This window comes from Salmonella sp. SAL04214, from assembly GCF_046550615.1.
GTDB classification, from domain to species: Bacteria; Pseudomonadota; Gammaproteobacteria; order Enterobacterales; family Enterobacteriaceae; genus Salmonella; species Salmonella enterica.
In genome coordinates, this window is the sequence record NZ_JBGDXT010000011.1 from 100,373 (window position 1) to 120,161 (window position 19,789).

Here is a 19,789-nt window from a genome sequence, read left to right on the forward strand (position 1 = left end):
TTTTGTTTTTTTCTTAGTCAGCGATTTCGTTTTCCTGGCGAACCTGATTCGCCCAACGCTGCGCCGATTCTGGCACGCTAAAGGCGGGCGACCGTTGAAATGACTCCCCCGTCAGAACAAAGGCAACATATTTACCGCGCAGTATCCAGACGTCGCGAAACGTATCCATTTTTATCGCATGTTCCGGCGGCGCGGGTTCAACACGCGGAATATAGCTAATAATCTGGCGATTTTGCTGGCGAAGAGGTTTCATCATTAATGCTTCACTAAAAGAGGCTAAGGCTAAAAATCAGAAAAACACTATTTTAGCCGATCTTCGCCCCCGACGTCCTGTTCCGCGCGTGCGATTTCCCCGTTATACCCTGTCTGCCGTTCCGCTCTCCCCCGGCATAATTGCTGAAATGTTCTATAGTTAGAGTGATTTTGACTACTACCACGCCCATTTCAGTGATGAAAGCAGGAGACGAGTTCAATGTCGCATAATGAGAAATCCCCCCATCAGTCCCCCGTGCATGATACCCGTGAATCACAGCCCGGCCTGGACTCCCTGGCGCCGTCAGACGGTTCACATCGCCCCACGCCAGAACCGACGCCGCCGGGCGCGCAACCAACGGCCCCCGGCAGCTTAAAAGCGCCCGAGACCGCGAATGATAAGCTCACTGCCCTCGACGCCTTTCGTAAAGGCAGCGAAAATTATGCGCTGACCACCAATCAGGGCGTGCGCATCGCCGACGATCAAAATTCTCTTCGCGCCGGCAGCCGTGGCCCTACGCTGTTGGAAGATTTTATCCTGCGCGAGAAAATTACCCACTTTGACCATGAGCGTATCCCGGAGAGGATCGTTCACGCCCGCGGATCTGCAGCGCACGGCTATTTCCAGCCATATAAAGACCTGAGCGACATCACGAAAGCCGCGTTTCTGTGCGATCCACAGAAAATTACCCCGGTCTTTGTTCGCTTTTCGACAGTACAGGGCGGCGCAGGGTCTGCTGATACCGTACGTGATATCCGCGGTTTTGCGACCAAATTTTATACCGAAGAGGGAATTTTCGATCTCGTCGGTAATAACACGCCGATCTTTTTTATCCAGGATGCGCATAAGTTTCCGGATTTTGTGCACGCCGTTAAGCCCGAACCACATTGGGCTATTCCGCAAGGACAGAGCGCGCACGACACCTTCTGGGACTATGTTTCCTTACAGCCTGAGACGCTGCACAACGTCATGTGGGCAATGTCGGATCGCGGTATTCCACGGAGTTATCGGACGATGGAAGGGTTCGGCATTCACACCTTCCGTCTGATCAATGCACAAGGGAAAGCGACCTTTGTCCGTTTCCACTGGAAACCGTTGGCAGGTAAAGCCTCGCTGGTGTGGGATGAGTCACAAAAACTGACCGGTCGCGATCCGGATTTTCACCGCCGGGATCTGTGGGAGGCCATCGAAGCGGGCGATTTCCCGGAATACGAGCTGGGCCTACAACTCATTGCCGAAGAGGATGAATTTAAATTCGATTTTGATCTGCTCGATCCGACCAAACTGATTCCGGAAGAGTTGGTGCCAGTACAACGCGTCGGCAAAATGGTGTTAAACCGTAATCCGGATAACTTTTTCGCTGAAAACGAACAGGCGGCATTTCATCCAGGGCATATTGTTCCCGGCATTGATTTTACCAACGATCCGCTGTTACAGGGGCGTCTGTTCTCTTATACCGACACGCAAATCAGTCGTCTGGGCGGGCCAAACTTCCACGAAATTCCGATTAACCGCCCTACCTGCCCCTACCATAACTTCCAGCGTGACGGTATGCACCGGATGGATATCGACACCAATCCGGCGAACTATGAACCGAACTCCATTAATGACAACTGGCCGCGCGAAACGCCGCCAGCGCCAAAACGCGGCGGCTTCGAATCATACCAGGAACGCGTGGATGGCAATAAAATCCGCGAACGCAGCCCCTCTTTCGGTGAATATTACTCGCATCCTCGCCTGTTCTGGCTCAGTCAGACGCCGATAGAACAGCAGCATATTATTGACGCGTTCAGCTTTGAACTGGGTAAAGTCGCCCGCGCGTATATTCGGGAGCGGGTGGTCGATCAGTTAGCGCATATTGATGTTACGCTGGCTGAGGGCGTCGCGCATAATCTCGGTTTTGCACTCACCCATGAGCAAACGCAAATTGCCCCGCCTCCTGATGTCAACGGTCTGAAAAAAGATCCGGCGCTCAGCCTGTATGCGGTGCCGGACGGCGATGTTAAAGGCCGCGTGGTCGCTATCCTGCTGAACGATAAGGTTAACGCCGCCGATCTGCTGACCATTTTGCAGGCTTTAAAAGCCAAAGGCGTCCACGCAAAACTGCTCTATTCACGGATGGGTGAAGTAACGGCTGATGACGGTTCAACATTAACTATTGCGGCAACCTTTGCCGGCGCGCCGTCGCTAACGGTCGATGCGGTAATAGTACCGTGCGGCAATATTGCCGATATCGAGAGTTGCGGCGATGCTCGTTACTACCTTCTGGAAGCCTACAAACATCTGAAGCCCATCGCACTGGCAGGCGACGCCCGACGGTTTAAGGCGCTTTTAAACATTGATAGCCAGGGGGAAGAAGGACTTGTTGAGGCAGATAACGTTGACCACCACTTTATGGACACTCTGCTGACGCTGATGGCGGCACACCGTGTCTGGTCGCGTGCGGGGAAAATTAACGCGATTCCTGCATAAACGGCAAAAAATGCGGCGCATTCTTGCGCCGCAAACTCAGGAGCTAAATATCAAGAAAACTGCCAGGACGATATCCACGTTCCGCAATCGCTGCCTTGAGTGACGCAGACGTCAATACCTCCAGTTCAGTTAAGCGGGGGTAACAATAGGCGCTCTGGCGAATAATGTTGTCCACAAACGCCGGATGACACATCACCTCCAGAGAGGCTTCTCCTCGATGCGCCGAGGCATCCAGAATGCGTAAAAAGCACGCTTCGGTGATCTCCTCGCCGTAAAATTCACTACTAAATCCTTGAGTGCTGCGCAAATCCGACGGCAGATCGTCTGCGTTCAACACCGTCTGGCGGTCAATACGTAACGCAATCCCGCGCTGCGCCGCAAAGCGGGCGACGATGGGGAAAATTTGCGGGAACATATGCACATGATGGTGACTGTCGAGATGCGTTGGCTCGCGGCCAAATACGTCGATGAAACGCTGATACTGACACGCCAGTTCATGCGCAATTTCATCCAGCGGAAGCGTATCCTCCTCCGCCATTTGCCAGATCCATTTCCCCAACAGGCCGTCTCGCGTCAGGCCCGGCATCTCTGACACCGGTTTGCCTAACGTCAAAACAAAATGCATTCCCACCCCAAGCGCAGGCAGCTCGCGGCTAAGCTGCGCCGCATGGTCAATAGCCTCGCCATTGACCAGCGCCGTCGTGGAGGTCACAACGCCGTTGCGATATGCTTCAACAATGCCGTAATTTTGCCCTTTACTCAGGCCAAAATCATCGGCATTCACAATCAACACGCGTTCCATAGCCTACCTCTGTCAGTGGTGCTTACCTTTAAGCGCTTCGATGCAAGCGGCAAAATTAGGCAACCATTTTTCATGTGCCAGAATGAGCTCACGCGCCAGGACTTCTGCGTCGCGGTCGGAATGCACCAGCGGACTCAGGTTAAGCGCCAGCAGCACATCATTAAAGTTTCCGCTCAGCGCCGCATTGCTGGCCGCGACCTCAAATCCTTTAATCGTGTGGATAAGCCCCAGCACTTTTTCGTCAAAACGGGTGATACGCGGGTGCGGCGTCGCGCCATTGCGTCCCAGAATGCAGGTCATTTCCACCGCCCAGTCCGCCGGGATATTCTCGACATGCCCATGATGTGGAATATTAACGTAATGCTCAGTCTGCTTGTCATTATAAATAGCGTTAATGACTTCACAAGCGGCATCGGAATAATAAGCGCCGCCGCGTTGCTCAAGCTCTTTCGGCTTCACGTTTAGCTCAGGATTTTTGTACAAGTCGAAGAGTTGTTTCTCCACTTTTTGTACGACCTGAGCGCGCGCGCCGCCTTTGTAATATTCGCCCATTTCAATCGCCAGCATCTCTTTTTGCTTGAAGTAATACAACAAATAAGAGCACGGCAGCATGTTCAGCGAGCGAATCAATCCTTCACTAAACGGCAGATCAAAGATATTTTTTACGGTGGACGCTTTCAACTGACCGGACGCCACGCCATCCAGTAATTCTGCGAACCGTGAGGTGCCATTCACCAGCACATCTTTAATAAAGACCATATGGTTTAGACCAAACAGGTCAATGGAAAGATCGTCATTCTCATTCAGCGCCAGCACGTCATGAATAAACATTTTCATGCCGACAGGAATATTACATACGCCGATGAATTTTTTAAAGTTGGTATGACGATAAACCGCTTCCGTCACCATCCCCGCCGGGTTAGTAAAGTTAATGACCCACGCATTCGGACATAATTCTTCAACATCCTTAATGATGTCAAAAATAACCGGAATGGTACGCAACCCTTTAAATAAACCGCCAGCGCCGTTGGTTTCTTGCCCCAGATAGCCGTGGCTAAGCGGGATACGCTCGTCCAGCTCACGGGCTTTGAGTTGACCAACGCGTAGCTGGGTAGTGACAAAATTAGCGTCTTTCAGCGCTTCCCGGCGATCCAGCGTTTTATACAATTTTAGCGGAACGCCTGCTTTATCAATCATTCGCTGGCAGAGATCATAAATAATGCCCAGCTTCTCTTTCCCGTCTTCAACGTCAACCAGCCATAATTCGGTGACAGGTAATTCATGGTAGCGCTTAATAAAGCCTTCAAGTAATTCAGGGGTGTAGCTGCTCCCGCCACCAATAGTGACGACTTTTAATTTCTGGCTCATAATATCTCCCTTCAGTGTATGACACTGATATGTATTACGCTATGCCCGCTCGTAAGAAATAGCGTGACGTTCCCCGCGCTATTGGGGCAAGCGTGAAATGTAATTAATCGAGCAATGCAAACCGTTACTCATTAATTTCCGTCAATCGCTTCCGATAACTATTCGGCGTAAATGAGGTCATCTTCTTAAACGTTTTAATAAACAGACTTGGACTGCTATACCCGGCTTCATAAGCAATATCCGTAACCGAATAGTTGGTCATTTCCAACTGTTTCTTGGCAAAATTAATGCGAATCTCATTAATGATTTGCATCGGCGTTTTGCTGTAATAACGTCGGGTGGCGCGCGTCAGATACTCCTGGGATTTTGCCGACAGGCGCACCATATTTTCCAGCGCATGTTCGCCAAACTGCGTTTTATCATGCATTATCTCCACGGTTGCTTTCAGCCATTGTGGAATATCATCATAAACCTGCTCTTCGCGGTAATGACGTAAGCGGTTTATAATATAAAATGTCACCACTTCGATAAATTCGTCGAGCCCATTGCCGCGAAAATTCAACGACGCAATCACCGTTTCAATATAGGTAAGGAAGGTGCTATTCGCCCTGTATACCTGCGATGCCACAAAACAAAACGGCAGTAACGGAAGATAATGCTGTTCAAAAAAACGTTTACTAATTCCTACGTTCAGAATACGCGTTGCGCCAAACTCATAGAAACTTTGGTGATTCGACCCCACCGGGATAAAAACAAAATCTCCACGTTCCAGCAGCACACGCTTCCCGTTAATCTCCTGGTAATAACGTCCGGTTAATACCAGGGTAAATTCATAGTAGTCGTGCTGATGCAGCCCGGTGACGCTTTCCGTCTTGTTATAGATAAACACATGGAAATTTTTGCCATTGAAGAGCTGCTGCTCATAAACCGTTTTGATTTCCGTTGCGTTAACCTGTAGCTGCATCATCCGCCCCCTGTTATTTCAGTTTCTCATGGAGCTCAATCAACTCGGCGATCAGTTCACGAGCCAGCATTGAGGTCATCAAATGATCCTGAGCGTGAACCAGGACCAGACTGACTTTCATTTTGCCTTCGCCCTGATCGCCTTCGATGAGTTTTGTCTGCACAAGATGCGCTTCATTGAGCGCTATGCGCGACTGGTCCATCATCGCTTTCGCCGCCTCAAAATCGCCTTCTTTCGCTTTTCTGAGCGCGCCATATGCCAGGCTGCGCGCCTGACCAGAATTGATGATAAGCCCCATAACGACTTCTTCAAGTTCCTCAGCCGCTGTCTGGTTATCTACAACATTTTCAAGATCAAACATAGTCTTTCCTCTGATTCAGCCCGGCATGGCATCCCATGCCGACGCGGAGTTTAGAATTTCAGTGCGTTAGCGATATCTTCTTCGCTTTCTTCCTGCTCAATGGCGTTCTGCGCTTTGTTAGCCACCACCACGAAGGGGAGATAAATCAGGGTAGCGACCGCCAGGTTAAATAGCGCAACCAGTAATGCGGCGACGCTGCCGTTGGTGTTAAAGAACGCCCCCAACCCGGTTGGCATGGTCCACGGCGCAATATTGGTAATCGGCGGAATAATACCCAAATAGTAAGCCACCAGCGTAATCGCCGCCAGAATCGGCTGAACCAGAATGAAGGGGATAAACATCACCGGGTTCATAATAATCGGCAGGCCAAACAGGATGGGTTCGTTAATCTGGAAGATACCTGACGGCAGCGCCAGTTTTGCCACCTGGCGATAGTCCGCGCGACGGGATGCCAGGAAGATAGCGATGATCAGACCCAGCGTCGCGCCGCTGCCACCGAGGAAGATATAAGAATCCAGCATCGGTTTCGCCCAGATATGGAACGTTTTACCGGCTTCCAGCGCCGCATCGACGGAGCCATACTGCTGGTAAATAGAGATGTTTTCCAGCGCCCAGGGCGTCATGATGCCGCTGTCCAGCGCGGTCAGCGCCAGCGAACCATGAATACCAAAGAACCACAGCAGCGGTACAAAAATGACATATGCCCACCCTACCACGCTACCCAGCGATGCCAGCGGCGTAGAGATAGTGTCCATAATAATCTGATGGAAGTTAGAACCGTAATTAGACAGCGCCCAGGAAATAATCCCCATAATAGAGAGAATAATAAAGCCGGGAATTAATGCTGAGAATGAACGAGACACCGAAGCCGGTACGCTGTCCGGTAGTTTAATCACCCAGTTGCGCCGGACAATAAATGTAAACATCTCCGCGACCACCAGGCCAATAATAATACCGGAGATAATATTCGCGCCGCCCAGCCAGTTAGCGCCTACGGCATAGGCCTCGCCGACGCTATACGGCGTTACGGTCATAAATGCCGCCACGGAGAGCAGTCCGGCGGCCAGCGCATCAACCTTGCGCTCTTCCGCCAGCGCCATGCCGATAAAAAATGGCGCCATGAGCGACATAATGCCCAATGTGCCGTTATAGACGTTCCCGCCGATGCCTTTCAATCCATTAAGTGTTTCAATGGTTGAGGCATCAAGCCGAATGCCCATGGAATAAAAAAACGACCCCTCCCCAAAGCTCAGGAAAACGTTATTAATTAATACAAACATCGCCCCCGCAAGGGTTAATGGCATTAAACGAATAAAGCCGTTCTTGATTGCATTAACGTGTGGCTGCTTTCCTATTTTTACAGCAAAAGGAAGGAGTACCTTTTCAAGTGAAGCAATAACGTTACTCATAGAAAAATACCCTTAAATACCGCAATAAAATATTGCGGTTAGTGTATGAAATAACTCTTTGACGGGAAAAATTAAAAAATAATTAATTCGCGGCGGCTTTTTTAATTGCCGCTACCGCAGCTTTAAGCACGCCTAAGCCATCTACCTTGCCGTACAACATTGAATCAATGACTTCTACCGGTTTACCGGGTAATAAACGCTGAATTTCGGGGAGCATATAAGCAATTTGCGGGCCTAATAACACGACGTCCGCTGCCGGGCCTTTTTCACCGGCCAGGGTTTCAGGGAATGCTTCAATAATCACCGGCACTTCATATTTTTCAGCCTGAGCGCGCATTTTTGATACCAGTAACGATGTTGACATGCCCGCAGAACAAAACAGATAAATGTGTTTCTTTTCCATAAAAACCTTCCTCATGTGCGATTATCTGTCAACCAGATACGCCGCAAGCCTCAACCTGCATCCATACTCTGGGCGACTTGCGTAACCGGATTTACTTTTTTAGGTGGCTGAAATGAGTATACGGGATCGGACCGCCGGATGGTATTTCCTTGACCCACTAAATTGTCTCTCATTGACCTGGCGTTATGACCCCCCTCACATTTCGGGCAAATAATTCGCGATAATAAATAAGGTTATGGCAGGCACAAAAAAACCGGCTCGCAGGCCGGTTTCCTTGAATGTTCAGGCAATGTACAGTTGTTACTGCTTCGGCGCCTGTGGGTCAGTGTCGTACTCCGCACAGGTCTGGTAGCCGGAGTTAATCACGTGCCCGGTATCATCCAGCGCAACAAAGTAGGTTTCCGCTTTACCATCACGTTGACCCAGGATGTAGGTCTGACAGGTACCGCGCGCATGAATCATACTCACTTCAGATGACGGTTTGCCCGCAATCTGCGCAACTTGCGCCCTGCTCATTCCTTTTTTAACATCTTTAACGACAGGCTCAACAAATTGGTCTTTTGTACGATCATACGCCGTACAGCCTGCCAGCATAGTCATTACCGCCGCTGCGCTTAAAATTCCTGCTACGTTCTTGTTCATTTTCCGTCCTCTTGTTTATCAGCGTGTTATGTAAGCCTGGAATACATCAGAATATTTTTCAAGCCGCGACCCGCCACAAAAAGTCTTTCGGAAAATTCTCTAACGCAGCGACATGTTGTTTTAAACACCGCTTAGCCCGCCAAACCTTGTTGTTTCAGCGGCGAAGGGTTAGCTTTAACAGGGTAAAGATTCATTTTTTTAATGTCGAAGGGGGTTAAATGACTCTGCAGCAAGAGATAATCCAGGCGCTTGGCGCGAAACCGCATATCAACCCTGAAGAAGAAATTCGCCGCAGCGTGGATTTTCTTAAAGCGTACCTGAAAACCTATCCCTTTTTGAAATCGCTGGTGTTAGGCATCAGCGGCGGGCAGGATTCGACGCTGGCCGGGAAACTCAGCCAGATGGCTATCGCCGAATTGCGAGAAGAGACCGGTGATAATGCGCTGCAGTTTATCGCCGTTCGTCTGCCTTATGGCGTACAGGCCGATGAACAGGATTGCCAGGACGCCATTGCTTTTATTCAGCCGGACAGAGTACTCACCGTCAATATTAAAGGCGCCGTCCTCGCCAGCGAACAGGCGCTGCGCGAAGCGGGAATTGAGCTGAGCGATTTTGTTCGCGGCAATGAAAAAGCGCGTGAGCGAATGAAAGCGCAATATAGCATCGCCGGTATGACTCACGGCGTCGTGGTGGGCACCGACCATGCGGCGGAAGCGATAACCGGGTTCTTCACCAAATATGGCGATGGCGGTACCGATATTAACCCGCTTCATCGCCTTAACAAACGCCAGGGCAAACAGCTTCTCGCAGCGCTGGGCTGTCCTGAGCATCTGTATAAAAAAGTCCCCACCGCCGATTTGGAAGACGACCGCCCTTCACTGCCTGATGAAGCCGCGCTGGGCGTAACGTATGACAATATTGACGATTACCTGGAAGGCAAAACGCTGGACTCCGCCATCGCTAAAACTATCGAAGGCTGGTATGTAAAAACTGAACATAAGCGCCGTTTGCCGATTACGGTATTCGACGACTTTTGGAAAAAGTAAGCGTACTTCTACTGTTGTGCCGGATATCGCTCGTCTATCCGGCCTCCTCTCTTCCCAGCCTCTTTTTTAATCACCCATCCGCTGTTATACTGGATGAATAACCAGTTAACGGAGATCACTGTGGTACGGCGTCAATCAGCCCCCCGCCTTGAGTTTGAAGCAGCGGCCATTTACGAATATCCAGAACATTTACGTCCTTTCCTCAGCGAAGCGCCAGCCTTACCGGGCGTCTATATATTTCATAGCGAAAGCGATACGCTGCCGCTTTATATCGGTAAAAGCGTAAATATTCGCAGCCGGGTGCTCTCACATCTGCGAACGCCTGACGAGGCCGCTATGCTGCGACAGGCGCGGCGGATAAGCTGGATCTGCACCGCTGGGGAAATGGGCGCGTTGCTGCTGGAGGCGCGGCTGATCAAAGAACAACAGCCGCTGTTTAACAAACGGTTACGGCGTAATCGCCAGCTTTGCTCTCTACAGTTGAGCGAACAAAAGATTGAGGTCGTTTCCGCCCGCAGCGTCGATTTTTCCCATGAGCCGAACCTGTTTGGGCTCTTCGCCAACCGTCGGGCAGCGCTGCAAAGCTTACAGAACCTCGCCGATGAACAAAAATTGTGTTATGGCCTGCTGGGGCTTGAACCGGTAAACCGTGGGCGCGCCTGTTTTCGTTTCGCGCTGAAGCGCTGCGCTGGCGCGTGTTGTGGGCAAGAAACCCCGCAGGCGCATTTTCTTCGTCTGCAGGCCTCGCTGGAACGGTTACGTGTGGTTTGCTGGCCCTGGAAAGGCGCTATCGCGTTAAAAGAGAGCCGCCCACAAATGACCCAGTTCCACATTATCAACAACTGGTTATGGCTGGGGGCGGTACCCTCGCTGGATGAGGCTGCCACCCTGGTGCGTACCCCTGCGGGCTTTGATCAGGATGGCTATAAAATTCTCTGTAAGCCACTAATGTCAGGTCAATATGAGATCATTGAACTGCACACCGACTGTCGCCAGTCATAAAGAAAACCGCCGATCCTGTCCACCTCAACGATTGTGTTGTCGACAAGACCGGCGGTCTTAAATTATGCGGAAAGTTATTCTGCCGCAGCAGGCATTTTACCTTCTTGCGCCGGGCGTTCTGTCAGACGCTTCTCAAAATTAGCGTTATATTGCTTTTTCTGCTCCGGCGTCAGAACGTTATAAATTTTATTCTGGGTTTCCATATGCGCCAGCATATTGGCCTTGCGCTGTGCTTCCATTTTCGTAATTTGCGCTTCGGCTTTGGCTTTATCGAAGGTATCGCTGGCAATAATATCATGCATGGCGCGACGCTCTTCCAGCGGCGGACGTTTCATTTGCTCGCGCTGCGCTTTCATAATGTCGCGAATTTGTTGCTTCTGTGCGTCCGTCAGGTTCAGGTTTTTAAACATCATATCGTGATGTGGGCCAAATTTACCTTTATGCTGCATCATTGGCTTCGCATCCGCTGGCGCGGCGGTGGTAGTCTCGGCGGCATGAGCCAGATTCGCAGCACCCATCGCCAGGGTAGAGGCAACAAATAGAGCAGTCAGTTTACGCATATTTCCATCCTTCCTTTCAGTTATTTTTACGGCATATTTAAAACAGCGCCGTGTTGTCGTGATTAACTTTAACCGTCTTAGCGTCAATTAGTCATAACAACGGTAAAACAATGAAAGTATAAAAAACACTTTTTCGCCAATTGTGAAGAAAAAAAGAATAAATTGCGCAGAGTTGAAAGAGAAATATACAACAGCATGATATAGCAGAAATTATGCAGAACTATAACGCAGCAACGCTTATTAATAAAGCAATTCTCCAGGAATAATCCGTAATAGCATGAAACTGTGTCCCAAATCATCCCTGTAATCCTAACGTGAGCTTACAGGGACGTTTATCAGGGCAGTCTTTCCAGCATTAATCCAGCCCGCAATCCGCAGGCGACAGAGGGATTAGGAAAGAGAACATATTCAACGTCATGCGTCACCGTCACACGCTTATCCCCCTCCTCGGCCAGCAACGTTCCCTTCGCAAAGGCAGTAAAATTCAGCGTTTGCGCATCCATATAAAGCGCGAACTTGTCGCTGTGACGCGTGATTTGCGACACCACCCGATAGCGTAGCGGCGGCGAAGACGAGGTTGACGTTTCGATACCGCTCAGCAGCGCCGACAACGCCTGCGAGGTTACGCTGAACTGCGTCAGATCGTTTTGCCCAAACGGCAACGCCTTTCCCAACTCCAGCGTACAGGAAAGCGCGCCGAAATGTTCAGAGCTAAAGTGCGTAAACGTACCGCCTGGCGCCTGATGAAATACCAACGCCTCCAGTCCTGCCGCGCCCAGCCACGCCAGAAAATCCGCCTCCCACGGGCGGTCGCGCTGCGGCAATACGCCAAAACGCAAATGATGCGAGCCACGAATGGCGGTATGCAGATCCAGATGCCAGCGTACCCGCGCCTGGCCAGATGAAAAGAAGGTATCCAGACTTAGCTCCAGCTCACGCGCCCGCCGCGTTTCATCGCTTTCGGCAAAGGACTGCCAACGCCCGCCAAACATACGGTTCATATCGCTGTGACAATAGCGTATTCCCGCCGCCAGCGCCTGCGGATTGCCGAGTACCACCAGCACTCGCCACGTTAACGTCAAGCTGCCTGAATACAGCGCCGACAGCAGCTTATCCAGCATCTCGACCGGCGCGGTTTCATTGCCGTGTATCCCCGCAGAAAGAATTAACGCGCGGTCGACCGGCGCATCGGGTGTGAGTTCAAGCAGACCATGGCCTAACCAGCGCCAGCGAAAACCCGCGCCCTTCCCCTGCCTCACCCGTGGTGTCGTGCCGCTTAGCGTCAACGCCAGAAAGTTATCCATCAGCCGCCCCCGTTTGCTGGAAAGGATAAACCGACCCCAAATCCAGCAGACGCGTTAACACATCCAGCGCCTCCCGGCCTTCTCGCAATAATAACGGATCGGCCAGATCGGCGGCGGTCAGGCGATCGCGATAATAACGATCCGCCCACGCGTTAAGGGCCGTAAACAGAGCGTCATTCATCATTACCGCTGGATTCACCGCCCGTCGTTCTTCTTCTGTTAACACCACGCGTAATCGCAGACAGGCCGGCCCGCCGCCGTTGGCCATACTTTCTCGCAAATCAAACACCTGCATCGCGCTGATGGGGTTATCCTCCGCCACCAGCTTATTCAGATAGCGCCAGACGCCGACATGATCCTGACATTCCCGCGGCAACACTAACAGCATTGAGCCGTCGTCACGGCTTAACAACTGACTATTAAACAGGTAGGTCGCCACAGCATCTGATACAGAAACCTCTCCGGCGGGCACCTCTATCGCCATAAAACCGTCAACGCGCGTACGCAACTGATTAATGAGCACTTTCTGCCGGGCAAACGCCGCTTCGTGACAAAACAATACCTGTCGATTCGAAACGGCGATGACATCATTATGGAATACGCCTTGATCGATGACCTCCGGGTTCTGCTGAGCGAAGATAACCTGTTGCGGATTCACCTGATTAAGACGCGCCACGGCCTCGCTGGCTTCGCGGCTCTGGCGCGCCGGATAACGAGCGGGTCGTATTTCATTCTCCTCTTCGCGCCCATAGACAAAAAGCTGCACGCCTGCCGAACCATACTCGCCGCCCAGACGGTTATGATTCGCCGCGCCTTCATCTCCCAATAATGCGACCTGCGGTAACGCGCTATGCACTGAAAACTGACTTTCATCGCGAAATATGGCGCGTAGCAGCGCTTCGGTAACAGGCGCCTCAAGAGCGCGATGAAATTTATTGTTTAAATTCGCCACCGTCAGGTGAACTTTCCCGTCCAGCGCGTCTGCCGATGGGCAAACCGTCGCCGCATTCGCAACCCACATTGGCGACGCGGAACTCACGCTGGAAAGCCAGCGTGGCGCCTGACGCGCAACCTTATCCAGAATCTGTTCATCGCTACCCGTGAAGCCGAGCTGACGCAACGCCGGAATAAAAGGCCGCTCATGCGGCGGGATCACCGCCTGGGGAAAGCCGGCATCCGCCAAAGCCTTCATCTTTAGCAGCCCCTGCTTTACCGCCAGACGAGGATTCGACACCTGAAAACGGTGGCGGGTCGATGCCTCATTGCCGAAGGATAGCCCGGCATAATGGTGCGTAAGCCCCACCAGCCCGTCAAAATTAACTTCATGCGCCGTCATACCGCCTCCCTGCGAGAAAAGTCGAGGCCGGGGCTTAATGTCGCAGGCAACGTCAGTTCGGGAGATTCCAGACTGGCCATCGGCCAGGCGCAATAATCGGCGGCATACCAGGCGCTGGGCCGATGGTTGCCAGACGCGCCGATACCACCAAACGGCGCAGTACTCGCTGCCCCGGTGAGCGGTTTATTCCAGTTAACGATCCCTGCCCGCGCCTCCAGCAAGAGCTGTTCGAACTGCGCGCGATCCGTCGACACCAGCCCACACGACAGACCAAAACGGGTATTATTCGCCAGACGAATCGCCTCATCGAAATGCGCATAACGCCAGACGCTCAGCAGCGGACCAAACACCTCTTCATCCGGCACATCCGTGACGCCGGTCAGCTCAATGATGCCAGGCGTCAGCAGAGAGGTTCCCTCTTTGACCTTCCGCGGCGCCAGTAGCGTGCGACCGCCTAATGCCTCTCGTTGACGCCAGGCCTCCATCACATGCTGTGCCGCCTGCGCTGAAATCAGTCCGCCGATAAACGGCTGCGGATCGTCGTCCCATCTGCCGGGCTGCAGACGTCCGGCGACGTCAACCAGCCGTGCCAGAAATGCATCTCCCTGCGCACCCTGTTTTACCAGAAGGCGTCGCGCGCAGGTACAGCGCTGTCCGGCGGTAATAAACGCCGATTGCAGCGTCAGATGTACCGCCGCATCCATATTTGTCGCATCCTCAATAATGAGCGGGTTGTTTCCGCCCATTTCAAGGGCCAGGATTTTTTCCGGCTGGCCGGATAGCTGGCGATGAAGCTGATATCCGGTACTGGCGCTGCCGGTAAACAGCAGCCCATCGAGATCGTCGAGCGAACTTAGCGCTTGTCCGGTCTCCCGGCCGCCCTGCACCAGATTAAGAACGCCTGCCGGTAGCCCGGCCCGTTCCCAGAGTTTTATTACCGTTTCCCCGGTCCATGGCGTTAGCTCGCTAGGTTTGAAAATCAGCGTATTGCCTGCCAGCAACGCGGGCACAATATGGCCATTCGGTAAATGGCCGGGAAAGTTATAAGGGCCGAATACCGCCAGCACACCGTGAGGACGATGGCGCAACGTCGCGGCGCCATCGACAAGTTCGCTTTTTTGTTCGCCTGTTCTGGCGTGGTAAGCCTTAATCGAGATGGCAATCTTATTGATCATCGCCGTCACTTCCGTTGCCGCCTCCCAGCGCGGTTTACCGGTTTCACGCGCGATGACCTCCGTGAGATCGGCTTTATGCGCCTCCAGCAGGGCGGCAAATTTCTCTACGATAGCCTGTCGTGCGGCAAAAGGCTGTCTGGCCCAACGAGGAAATGCCGCGCGCGCCGCCTGACAGGCCTCGGCGACCTGTGCCGCATTAGCGTCATTCCCCTGCCAAAGTATCTCCGCGCTCACCGGGTTCGTTTTGCGGCGGCGTTCGCCCTGACCGGTTATCCAGTCGCCGTTTATCCATAGCGTCATACGGTTTTCTCCTCAGCGCAAAGGCGTACCAGCCGAACGTGGTCGCCCGCGCGACATTTCAGCGCATCCAACTGCGCGGCGGTCAGTACAAGTCGTGAAGTCTGCGGATCGGCACGCACCAGCGCGGCCCGAAAGTGGTGATAGTTTTCATTGGCGACCAGACATGCCGGATAGTCGCCAGGCGCGGGTTGCCCTTCCGCGACTTCCACCAGTCGGCTTTTACGAATAGCCCGCACGCGGTCAATATCACACTCCAGCGTCGGCCCGCCGTCGAAGATGTCGATATAGTGGCGATAGCGAAAACCTTCCTTTTCCAGCACCGCGCGGGCTGGCGCCGTTTGCGGGTGGACTTCGCCAATTACGGCCTGTGCCTCTTCAGATAAGAAGTGGGTATAAATAGGATGTTTGGGCATCAGCTCGGCGATAAACGCTTTTTGCCCGGTACCGCATAAAAAATCCGCCCGGCTGAAATCCATAGAAAAAAAGCGTTTGCCGAGACTTTGCCAGAAGGGAGAATAACCGTGCTCGTCAATGACGCCGCGCATTTCCGCCACCACTTTCTCATTGAATTTATCGCGAAACGCGGCCATAAACATAAAGCGCGATTTTGACAACAAGTAGCCGTTACCCTCTTTACGCCATTCGGGATCGAGAAACAGCGTGCAAAGCTCACTGCTGCCAGTGTGATCATTACTCAGGAATAATGTTGGCAACGCGTTATATACATTCAGCTCTTTGGAGGCATGAACCAGCGTACCGACACGATAGTTATACCAGGGGTCATTAAGGCCGACCGCGACCTCAATGGCGCAGATCCCGCCGACCTCACCCGTTTCACTGTCCTCGAGAACGAATACATACCCTTGTTCGCCTTTTGGCAGCTCGCCGGACCAGGTTTTTAGCGCGCGTTCAATGCGGGCCGCCAGCGTCGCTTCATTTGCCGGTAGCGAGGTTAAGCCGCCGCCCGTTTTGCCTGCAAGCTGCATCAGCGCGGCGATATCCGCATGTTCGACAGGACGAATCACCCGCATGATGCGCCTCCCGTCTGAAGGCGTTCGCACGCCAGGGCAAAACGATCAAGCCCGGTGGCTATCTCCTCGTCGCTCACATTTAACGCTGGCGCAAAACGCACCACGTCGCCACCGGCAATGAGCACCATCACGCCTGCTTTTGCCGCTTCCTGGGCGATGAGTTTGGCTTTTCCGGCAAACTCCGTCTGTAGCACACAACCAAGCAGTAGCCCCAGACCGCGAATTTCACTGAACATGCCAAAACGTACATTAATGGTATTTAGGCGCTCAATAAACGCATCGTGGCGCTGTCTGACGCCGTTTTGCATCTCCGGCGTATTGATGATATCCAGTACTTTTCCGGCAACTGCCGTTGCCAGCGGATTACCGCCGTAGGTGGTGCCATGCGTGCCTGGCGTCATGACGCTGGCATAGTCTTGCGTAGTCAGCATCGCGCCGATCGGGAAGCCGCCGCCCAACGCTTTAGCGGTCGTCAGGATATCGGGCGTAACGCCATAATGCATATATGCATACAGTTCGCCGGTACGTCCGACGCCCGTCTGCACCTCATCAAAAATCAGTAACGCCTGATGCCGGTCGCACAATTCACGCAGCCCCTGCAAAAAAGCTTTCGTGGCGGGGATCACGCCGCCCTCGCCCTGCACAGGCTCTACGATCACGGCGCAGGTATTGTCATCAATGAGCGCGCTGGCGGAGTTCAGATCGTTATAGGCTGCATGACGAATATCCGGCGGCAGCGGCGCAAAGTCCTGTGAATAGGTGGGTTGACCGCCAGCGCTGACGGTAAAGAGCGTGCGACCATGGAACGCGTTTTTAAAGGCCACAATGCCGCTTTTATGATTGCCGACACGATCGTGGGCATATTTGCGCGCCAGTTTTAATGCTGCTTCATTTGCTTCAGCGCCTGAATTACAAAAGAAAACGCGTTCGGCGAAGGTAGCGTCGATCAGTTTTTTCGCCAGTCGCAGCGCCGGTTCATTGGTGTAACCGTTTCCGGTATGCCAGAAGCGATTCGCCTGTTCATTTAACGCCTCGCGCAGCGCCGGATGCGCATGTCCCAATGCGTTGACCGCGATCCCGCCAGCAAAATCAATGTACTCTTTCCCCTGCTGATCCCACAGGCGTGAGCCTTCTCCGCGTACAGGAATAAAAGGCGCGGGAACGTATACCGGCACCATCCATTCATCAAAGTTCTCGCGCGTAACTGACAGAGACATAGCGACCTCTTTTGGTAAAAATAAAGTTATTTATATGTTAATTAATATGAGTGTTTGCGCTGTAAATGTAGATTGCAGCATTCGTGCCAGCCAGCGTTAACATTGCATAAACAGAAGTGATAAACGGTAAATCAATGGGTTACAGCGTAGCGATATTCACTTTTACTGCATGAAAAGTGAATATTCCCGCATAATCGGTGGCTAAAAAGAGGAAAAAGCGAAATATTATTCAGTTGCCAAATATAATTCTGGAATTGTGATCTTATACGAAATTTACTGGAAATTACCGCCCCGTTCTGGCGCATCTGCACGCAAACTGTGCCATTTTCGCGCTATAGAAAACACCATACGCTTCCATTGGCCGAATCTGACGATGAGTGGCAGTCACCCGGTAAAATTTCTGCTACCATCCCAACACGATTCACCTTGCAAAGTGGCAGTGACTATGAAATTTGTCTCTTTTAATATCAACGGCCTGCGCGCCCGTCCCCATCAGCTTGAAGCGATTGTCGAAAAACACCAGCCCGATGTGATCGGTCTACAGGAGACAAAAGTCCACGACGAAATGTTCCCGCTCGAAGAGGTCGCGAAGCTGGGCTATAACGTTTTCTATCATGGACAAAAAGGCCATTACGGCGTCGCGCTGCTAACAAAAGCCACGCCCATTTCCGTCAGACGCGGTTTCCCGGATGATGGCGAAGAGGCGCAACGCCGCATTATCATGGCGGAAATCCCCTCGCCGCTGGGTAATATTACCGTCATTAACGGCTATTTCCCGCAGGGGGAAAGCCGGGATCATCCGTTGAAGTTCCCCGCGAAAGCGCAGTTTTACCAGAACTTGCAAAACTATCTTGAAACGGAACTCAAGTGCGATAATCCGGTATTAATTATGGGCGACATGAATATCAGTCCGACCGATCTGGATATTGGCATCGGCGAAGAGAACCGCAAACGCTGGCTGCGTACCGGTAAATGCTCCTTCCTGCCGGAGGAGCGTGAATGGATGTCACGGTTACTGAAGTGGGGATTAGTGGACACGTTCCGTCAGGCGAATCCGCAAACGATGGATAAATTTTCGTGGTTTGATTACCGCTCAAAAGGTTTCGTGGATAATCGCGGACTGCGCATCGATCTCTTGCTGGCAAGCGCTCCGCTGGCGGAACGTTGCGCAGAAACCGGTATAGACTACGACATTCGCAGTATGGAAAAACCCTCCGACCATGCGCCGGTCTGGGCGACGTTTCGTGTTTGATTCCGCTTTCTGATTAACCGTAAGGCCGGGATAGCGCGACGCTTCCCGGCAGGAATAACGACCTTAACGACAATGATAAAAAAACTCGATGTTGTTGCCGCCATCATTGAACGCGACGGCAAAATTCTGCTGGCCCAGCGCCCAGCTCATGCGGATCAAGCCGGTTTATGGGAGTTTGCCGGCGGTAAAGTCGAACCCGGCGAAACCCAGCCGCAGGCGCTTGTCCGCGAGCTACGCGAAGAGTTAGGGATTGACGCCACGCCCGGCGTCTATATCGCCAGCCATCAACGCGACGTGTCTGGCCGACGAATTCATTTGCACGCCTGGCATGTGCCTGCGTTTAACGGTCTGATACGTGCGCTGGAACATCAGGCATTAGCCTGGTGTACGCCGGAAGAGGCGCTGGAGTACCCCCTCGCCCCGGCGGATATTCCGCTATTGCAGGCGTTTATGGCTTTACGCGACGCCAGACTAACGGATTCGTGCTGATGGTTTTTTCGTCACGCTGGCACTGGAGCAAGACGCCTTCCACTTTTATTACCGCACCTTCGGAGTAATTCTGATCCTGGTAAACGCAGCACTGAATGCAGGGCTGGGACGACTGACCGCGCGTGCTGAAAACTTCCGGCGGGACATTCACCTGAATATCAGGACGACTGTTCTGGTTTGCCAGCCCGACCATTGGCATTATCGCCATCACGGCGACCACGAGGCTTCGGCGCATAGGATTTCCTTATTTTTCTAAGCATGTTCTCAGTATAACGGTAAGCCGCCGTGAAAACTTTAATCCTCTTTTGTCATCGCTTTTAGTTATGACCCTCGCCCCGTTATGAATTTACTTAGCAGCGTCATTTTTTTCTTGCTTACCGTCACATTGCTGATGGTATAGTCG

20 protein-coding genes are annotated in these 19,789 nt (G+C 52.4%); 5 read left to right on the top strand and 15 right to left on the bottom strand.

All coding sequences use genetic code 11. The annotated features are described in order from the left end of the window. Positions 1–13 precede the first annotated feature (13 nt). Entirely contained in the window at positions 14–256 is a 243-nt protein-coding gene (gene cedA / locus ACLJQD_RS18015) for a cell division activator CedA (RefSeq protein WP_000977510.1), read from the bottom strand. Positions 257–472: 216 nt separating this feature from the next. On the opposite strand from cedA, the gene katE reads away from it, so the two are divergent. Continuing rightward, complete coding sequence (gene katE, locus ACLJQD_RS18020) at positions 473–2,725, top strand: catalase HPII (RefSeq protein WP_000019101.1); 2,253 nt, start codon at positions 473–475, stop codon at positions 2,723–2,725. Between the two features lie 43 nt (positions 2,726–2,768). On the opposite strand, the gene chbG is transcribed toward katE, so the two are convergent. From chbG to osmE, 7 genes are all read right to left on the bottom strand, one after another. Then, entirely contained in the window at positions 2,769–3,527 is a 759-nt protein-coding gene (gene chbG, locus ACLJQD_RS18025; protein WP_000442730.1) for a chitin disaccharide deacetylase, read from the bottom strand. 12 nt (positions 3,528–3,539) lie between these two features. Then, positions 3,540–4,895, bottom strand: a complete 1,356-nt coding sequence (locus ACLJQD_RS18030) for a 6-phospho-beta-glucosidase (protein WP_000078778.1) — start codon at positions 4,893–4,895, stop codon at positions 3,540–3,542. Positions 4,896–5,019: 124 nt separating this feature from the next. Next, the gene (chbR, locus tag ACLJQD_RS18035; protein WP_000983393.1) at positions 5,020–5,862 is read right to left on the bottom strand and encodes a transcriptional regulator ChbR; all 843 of its coding nucleotides are present in this window, start codon (positions 5,860–5,862) and stop codon (positions 5,020–5,022) included. A 10-nt stretch (positions 5,863–5,872) separates the two neighbouring features. Beyond that, positions 5,873–6,220, bottom strand: a complete 348-nt coding sequence (gene chbA / locus ACLJQD_RS18040; RefSeq protein ID WP_000459883.1) for a PTS N,N'-diacetylchitobiose transporter subunit IIA — start codon at positions 6,218–6,220, stop codon at positions 5,873–5,875. Between the two features lie 50 nt (positions 6,221–6,270). Continuing rightward, positions 6,271–7,629, bottom strand: a complete 1,359-nt coding sequence (gene chbC / locus ACLJQD_RS18045; protein ID WP_000073064.1) for a PTS N,N'-diacetylchitobiose transporter subunit IIC — start codon at positions 7,627–7,629, stop codon at positions 6,271–6,273. A gap of 82 nt (positions 7,630–7,711) precedes the next feature. Next, positions 7,712–8,032, bottom strand: coding sequence for a PTS N,N'-diacetylchitobiose transporter subunit IIB (gene chbB, locus ACLJQD_RS18050; RefSeq protein WP_000412161.1), 321 nt, complete (start codon positions 8,030–8,032; stop codon positions 7,712–7,714). Positions 8,033–8,332: 300 nt separating this feature from the next. Further along, positions 8,333–8,674 (bottom strand): osmotically-inducible lipoprotein OsmE, encoded by a 342-nt coding sequence (gene osmE / locus ACLJQD_RS18055; RefSeq protein WP_001039301.1) that lies wholly within the window; start codon positions 8,672–8,674, stop codon positions 8,333–8,335. A 218-nt stretch (positions 8,675–8,892) separates the two neighbouring features. Here osmE and nadE point away from each other — a divergent pair, with 218 nt between their 5' ends. Next, a complete protein-coding gene (gene nadE / locus ACLJQD_RS18060; RefSeq protein WP_000174982.1) occupies positions 8,893–9,720 on the top strand; it encodes an ammonia-dependent NAD(+) synthetase in 828 nt (275 codons plus the stop codon). 120 nt (positions 9,721–9,840) lie between these two features. After that, positions 9,841–10,722 (top strand): excinuclease Cho, encoded by an 882-nt coding sequence (cho, locus tag ACLJQD_RS18065; RefSeq protein ID WP_023194607.1) that lies wholly within the window; start codon positions 9,841–9,843, stop codon positions 10,720–10,722. A gap of 74 nt (positions 10,723–10,796) precedes the next feature. Here cho and spy read toward each other — a convergent pair whose 3' ends face one another. The 6 genes from spy to ACLJQD_RS18095 all read right to left on the bottom strand — a co-directional run bounded on the left by spy (position 10,797) and on the right by ACLJQD_RS18095 (position 17,645). Beyond that, complete coding sequence (gene spy / locus ACLJQD_RS18070; RefSeq protein WP_001229001.1) at positions 10,797–11,282, bottom strand: ATP-independent periplasmic protein-refolding chaperone Spy; 486 nt, start codon at positions 11,280–11,282, stop codon at positions 10,797–10,799. Between the two features lie 335 nt (positions 11,283–11,617). Continuing rightward, positions 11,618–12,586, bottom strand: coding sequence for a succinylglutamate desuccinylase (astE, locus tag ACLJQD_RS18075; RefSeq protein WP_017440993.1), 969 nt, complete (start codon positions 12,584–12,586; stop codon positions 11,618–11,620). Then, complete coding sequence (gene astB / locus ACLJQD_RS18080) at positions 12,579–13,922, bottom strand: N-succinylarginine dihydrolase (RefSeq protein ID WP_000123949.1); 1,344 nt, start codon at positions 13,920–13,922, stop codon at positions 12,579–12,581. Before astB ends, astE begins: the two co-directional genes overlap by 8 nt. Then, positions 13,919–15,397 (bottom strand): succinylglutamate-semialdehyde dehydrogenase, encoded by a 1,479-nt coding sequence (astD, locus tag ACLJQD_RS18085; protein WP_017440992.1) that lies wholly within the window; start codon positions 15,395–15,397, stop codon positions 13,919–13,921. The genes astB and astD overlap by 4 nt, the downstream gene beginning before the upstream one ends. Continuing rightward, positions 15,394–16,428, bottom strand: a complete 1,035-nt coding sequence (astA, locus tag ACLJQD_RS18090) for an arginine N-succinyltransferase (protein WP_001263889.1) — start codon at positions 16,426–16,428, stop codon at positions 15,394–15,396. The genes astD and astA overlap by 4 nt, the downstream gene beginning before the upstream one ends. Further along, entirely contained in the window at positions 16,419–17,645 is a 1,227-nt protein-coding gene (locus tag ACLJQD_RS18095; protein ID WP_000059506.1) for an aspartate aminotransferase family protein, read from the bottom strand. Before ACLJQD_RS18095 ends, astA begins: the two co-directional genes overlap by 10 nt. A gap of 445 nt (positions 17,646–18,090) precedes the next feature. On the opposite strand from ACLJQD_RS18095, the gene xthA reads away from it, so the two are divergent. Both xthA and ACLJQD_RS18105 read left to right on the top strand, forming a co-directional pair. After that, entirely contained in the window at positions 18,091–18,897 is an 807-nt protein-coding gene (gene xthA, locus ACLJQD_RS18100; protein WP_000673954.1) for an exodeoxyribonuclease III, read from the top strand. Positions 18,898–18,969: 72 nt separating this feature from the next. Then, positions 18,970–19,386: a pyrimidine (deoxy)nucleoside triphosphate diphosphatase gene (locus ACLJQD_RS18105; RefSeq protein ID WP_000592137.1), complete on the top strand. Its 417-nt coding sequence runs from the start codon at positions 18,970–18,972 to the stop codon at positions 19,384–19,386. Here ACLJQD_RS18105 and ACLJQD_RS18110 read toward each other — a convergent pair. Next, a complete protein-coding gene (locus ACLJQD_RS18110) occupies positions 19,346–19,621 on the bottom strand; it encodes a YnjH family protein (RefSeq protein ID WP_001254682.1) in 276 nt (91 codons plus the stop codon). The two genes, ACLJQD_RS18105 and ACLJQD_RS18110, sit on opposite strands and share 41 nt — an antisense overlap. Positions 19,622–19,789 lie beyond the last annotated feature (168 nt).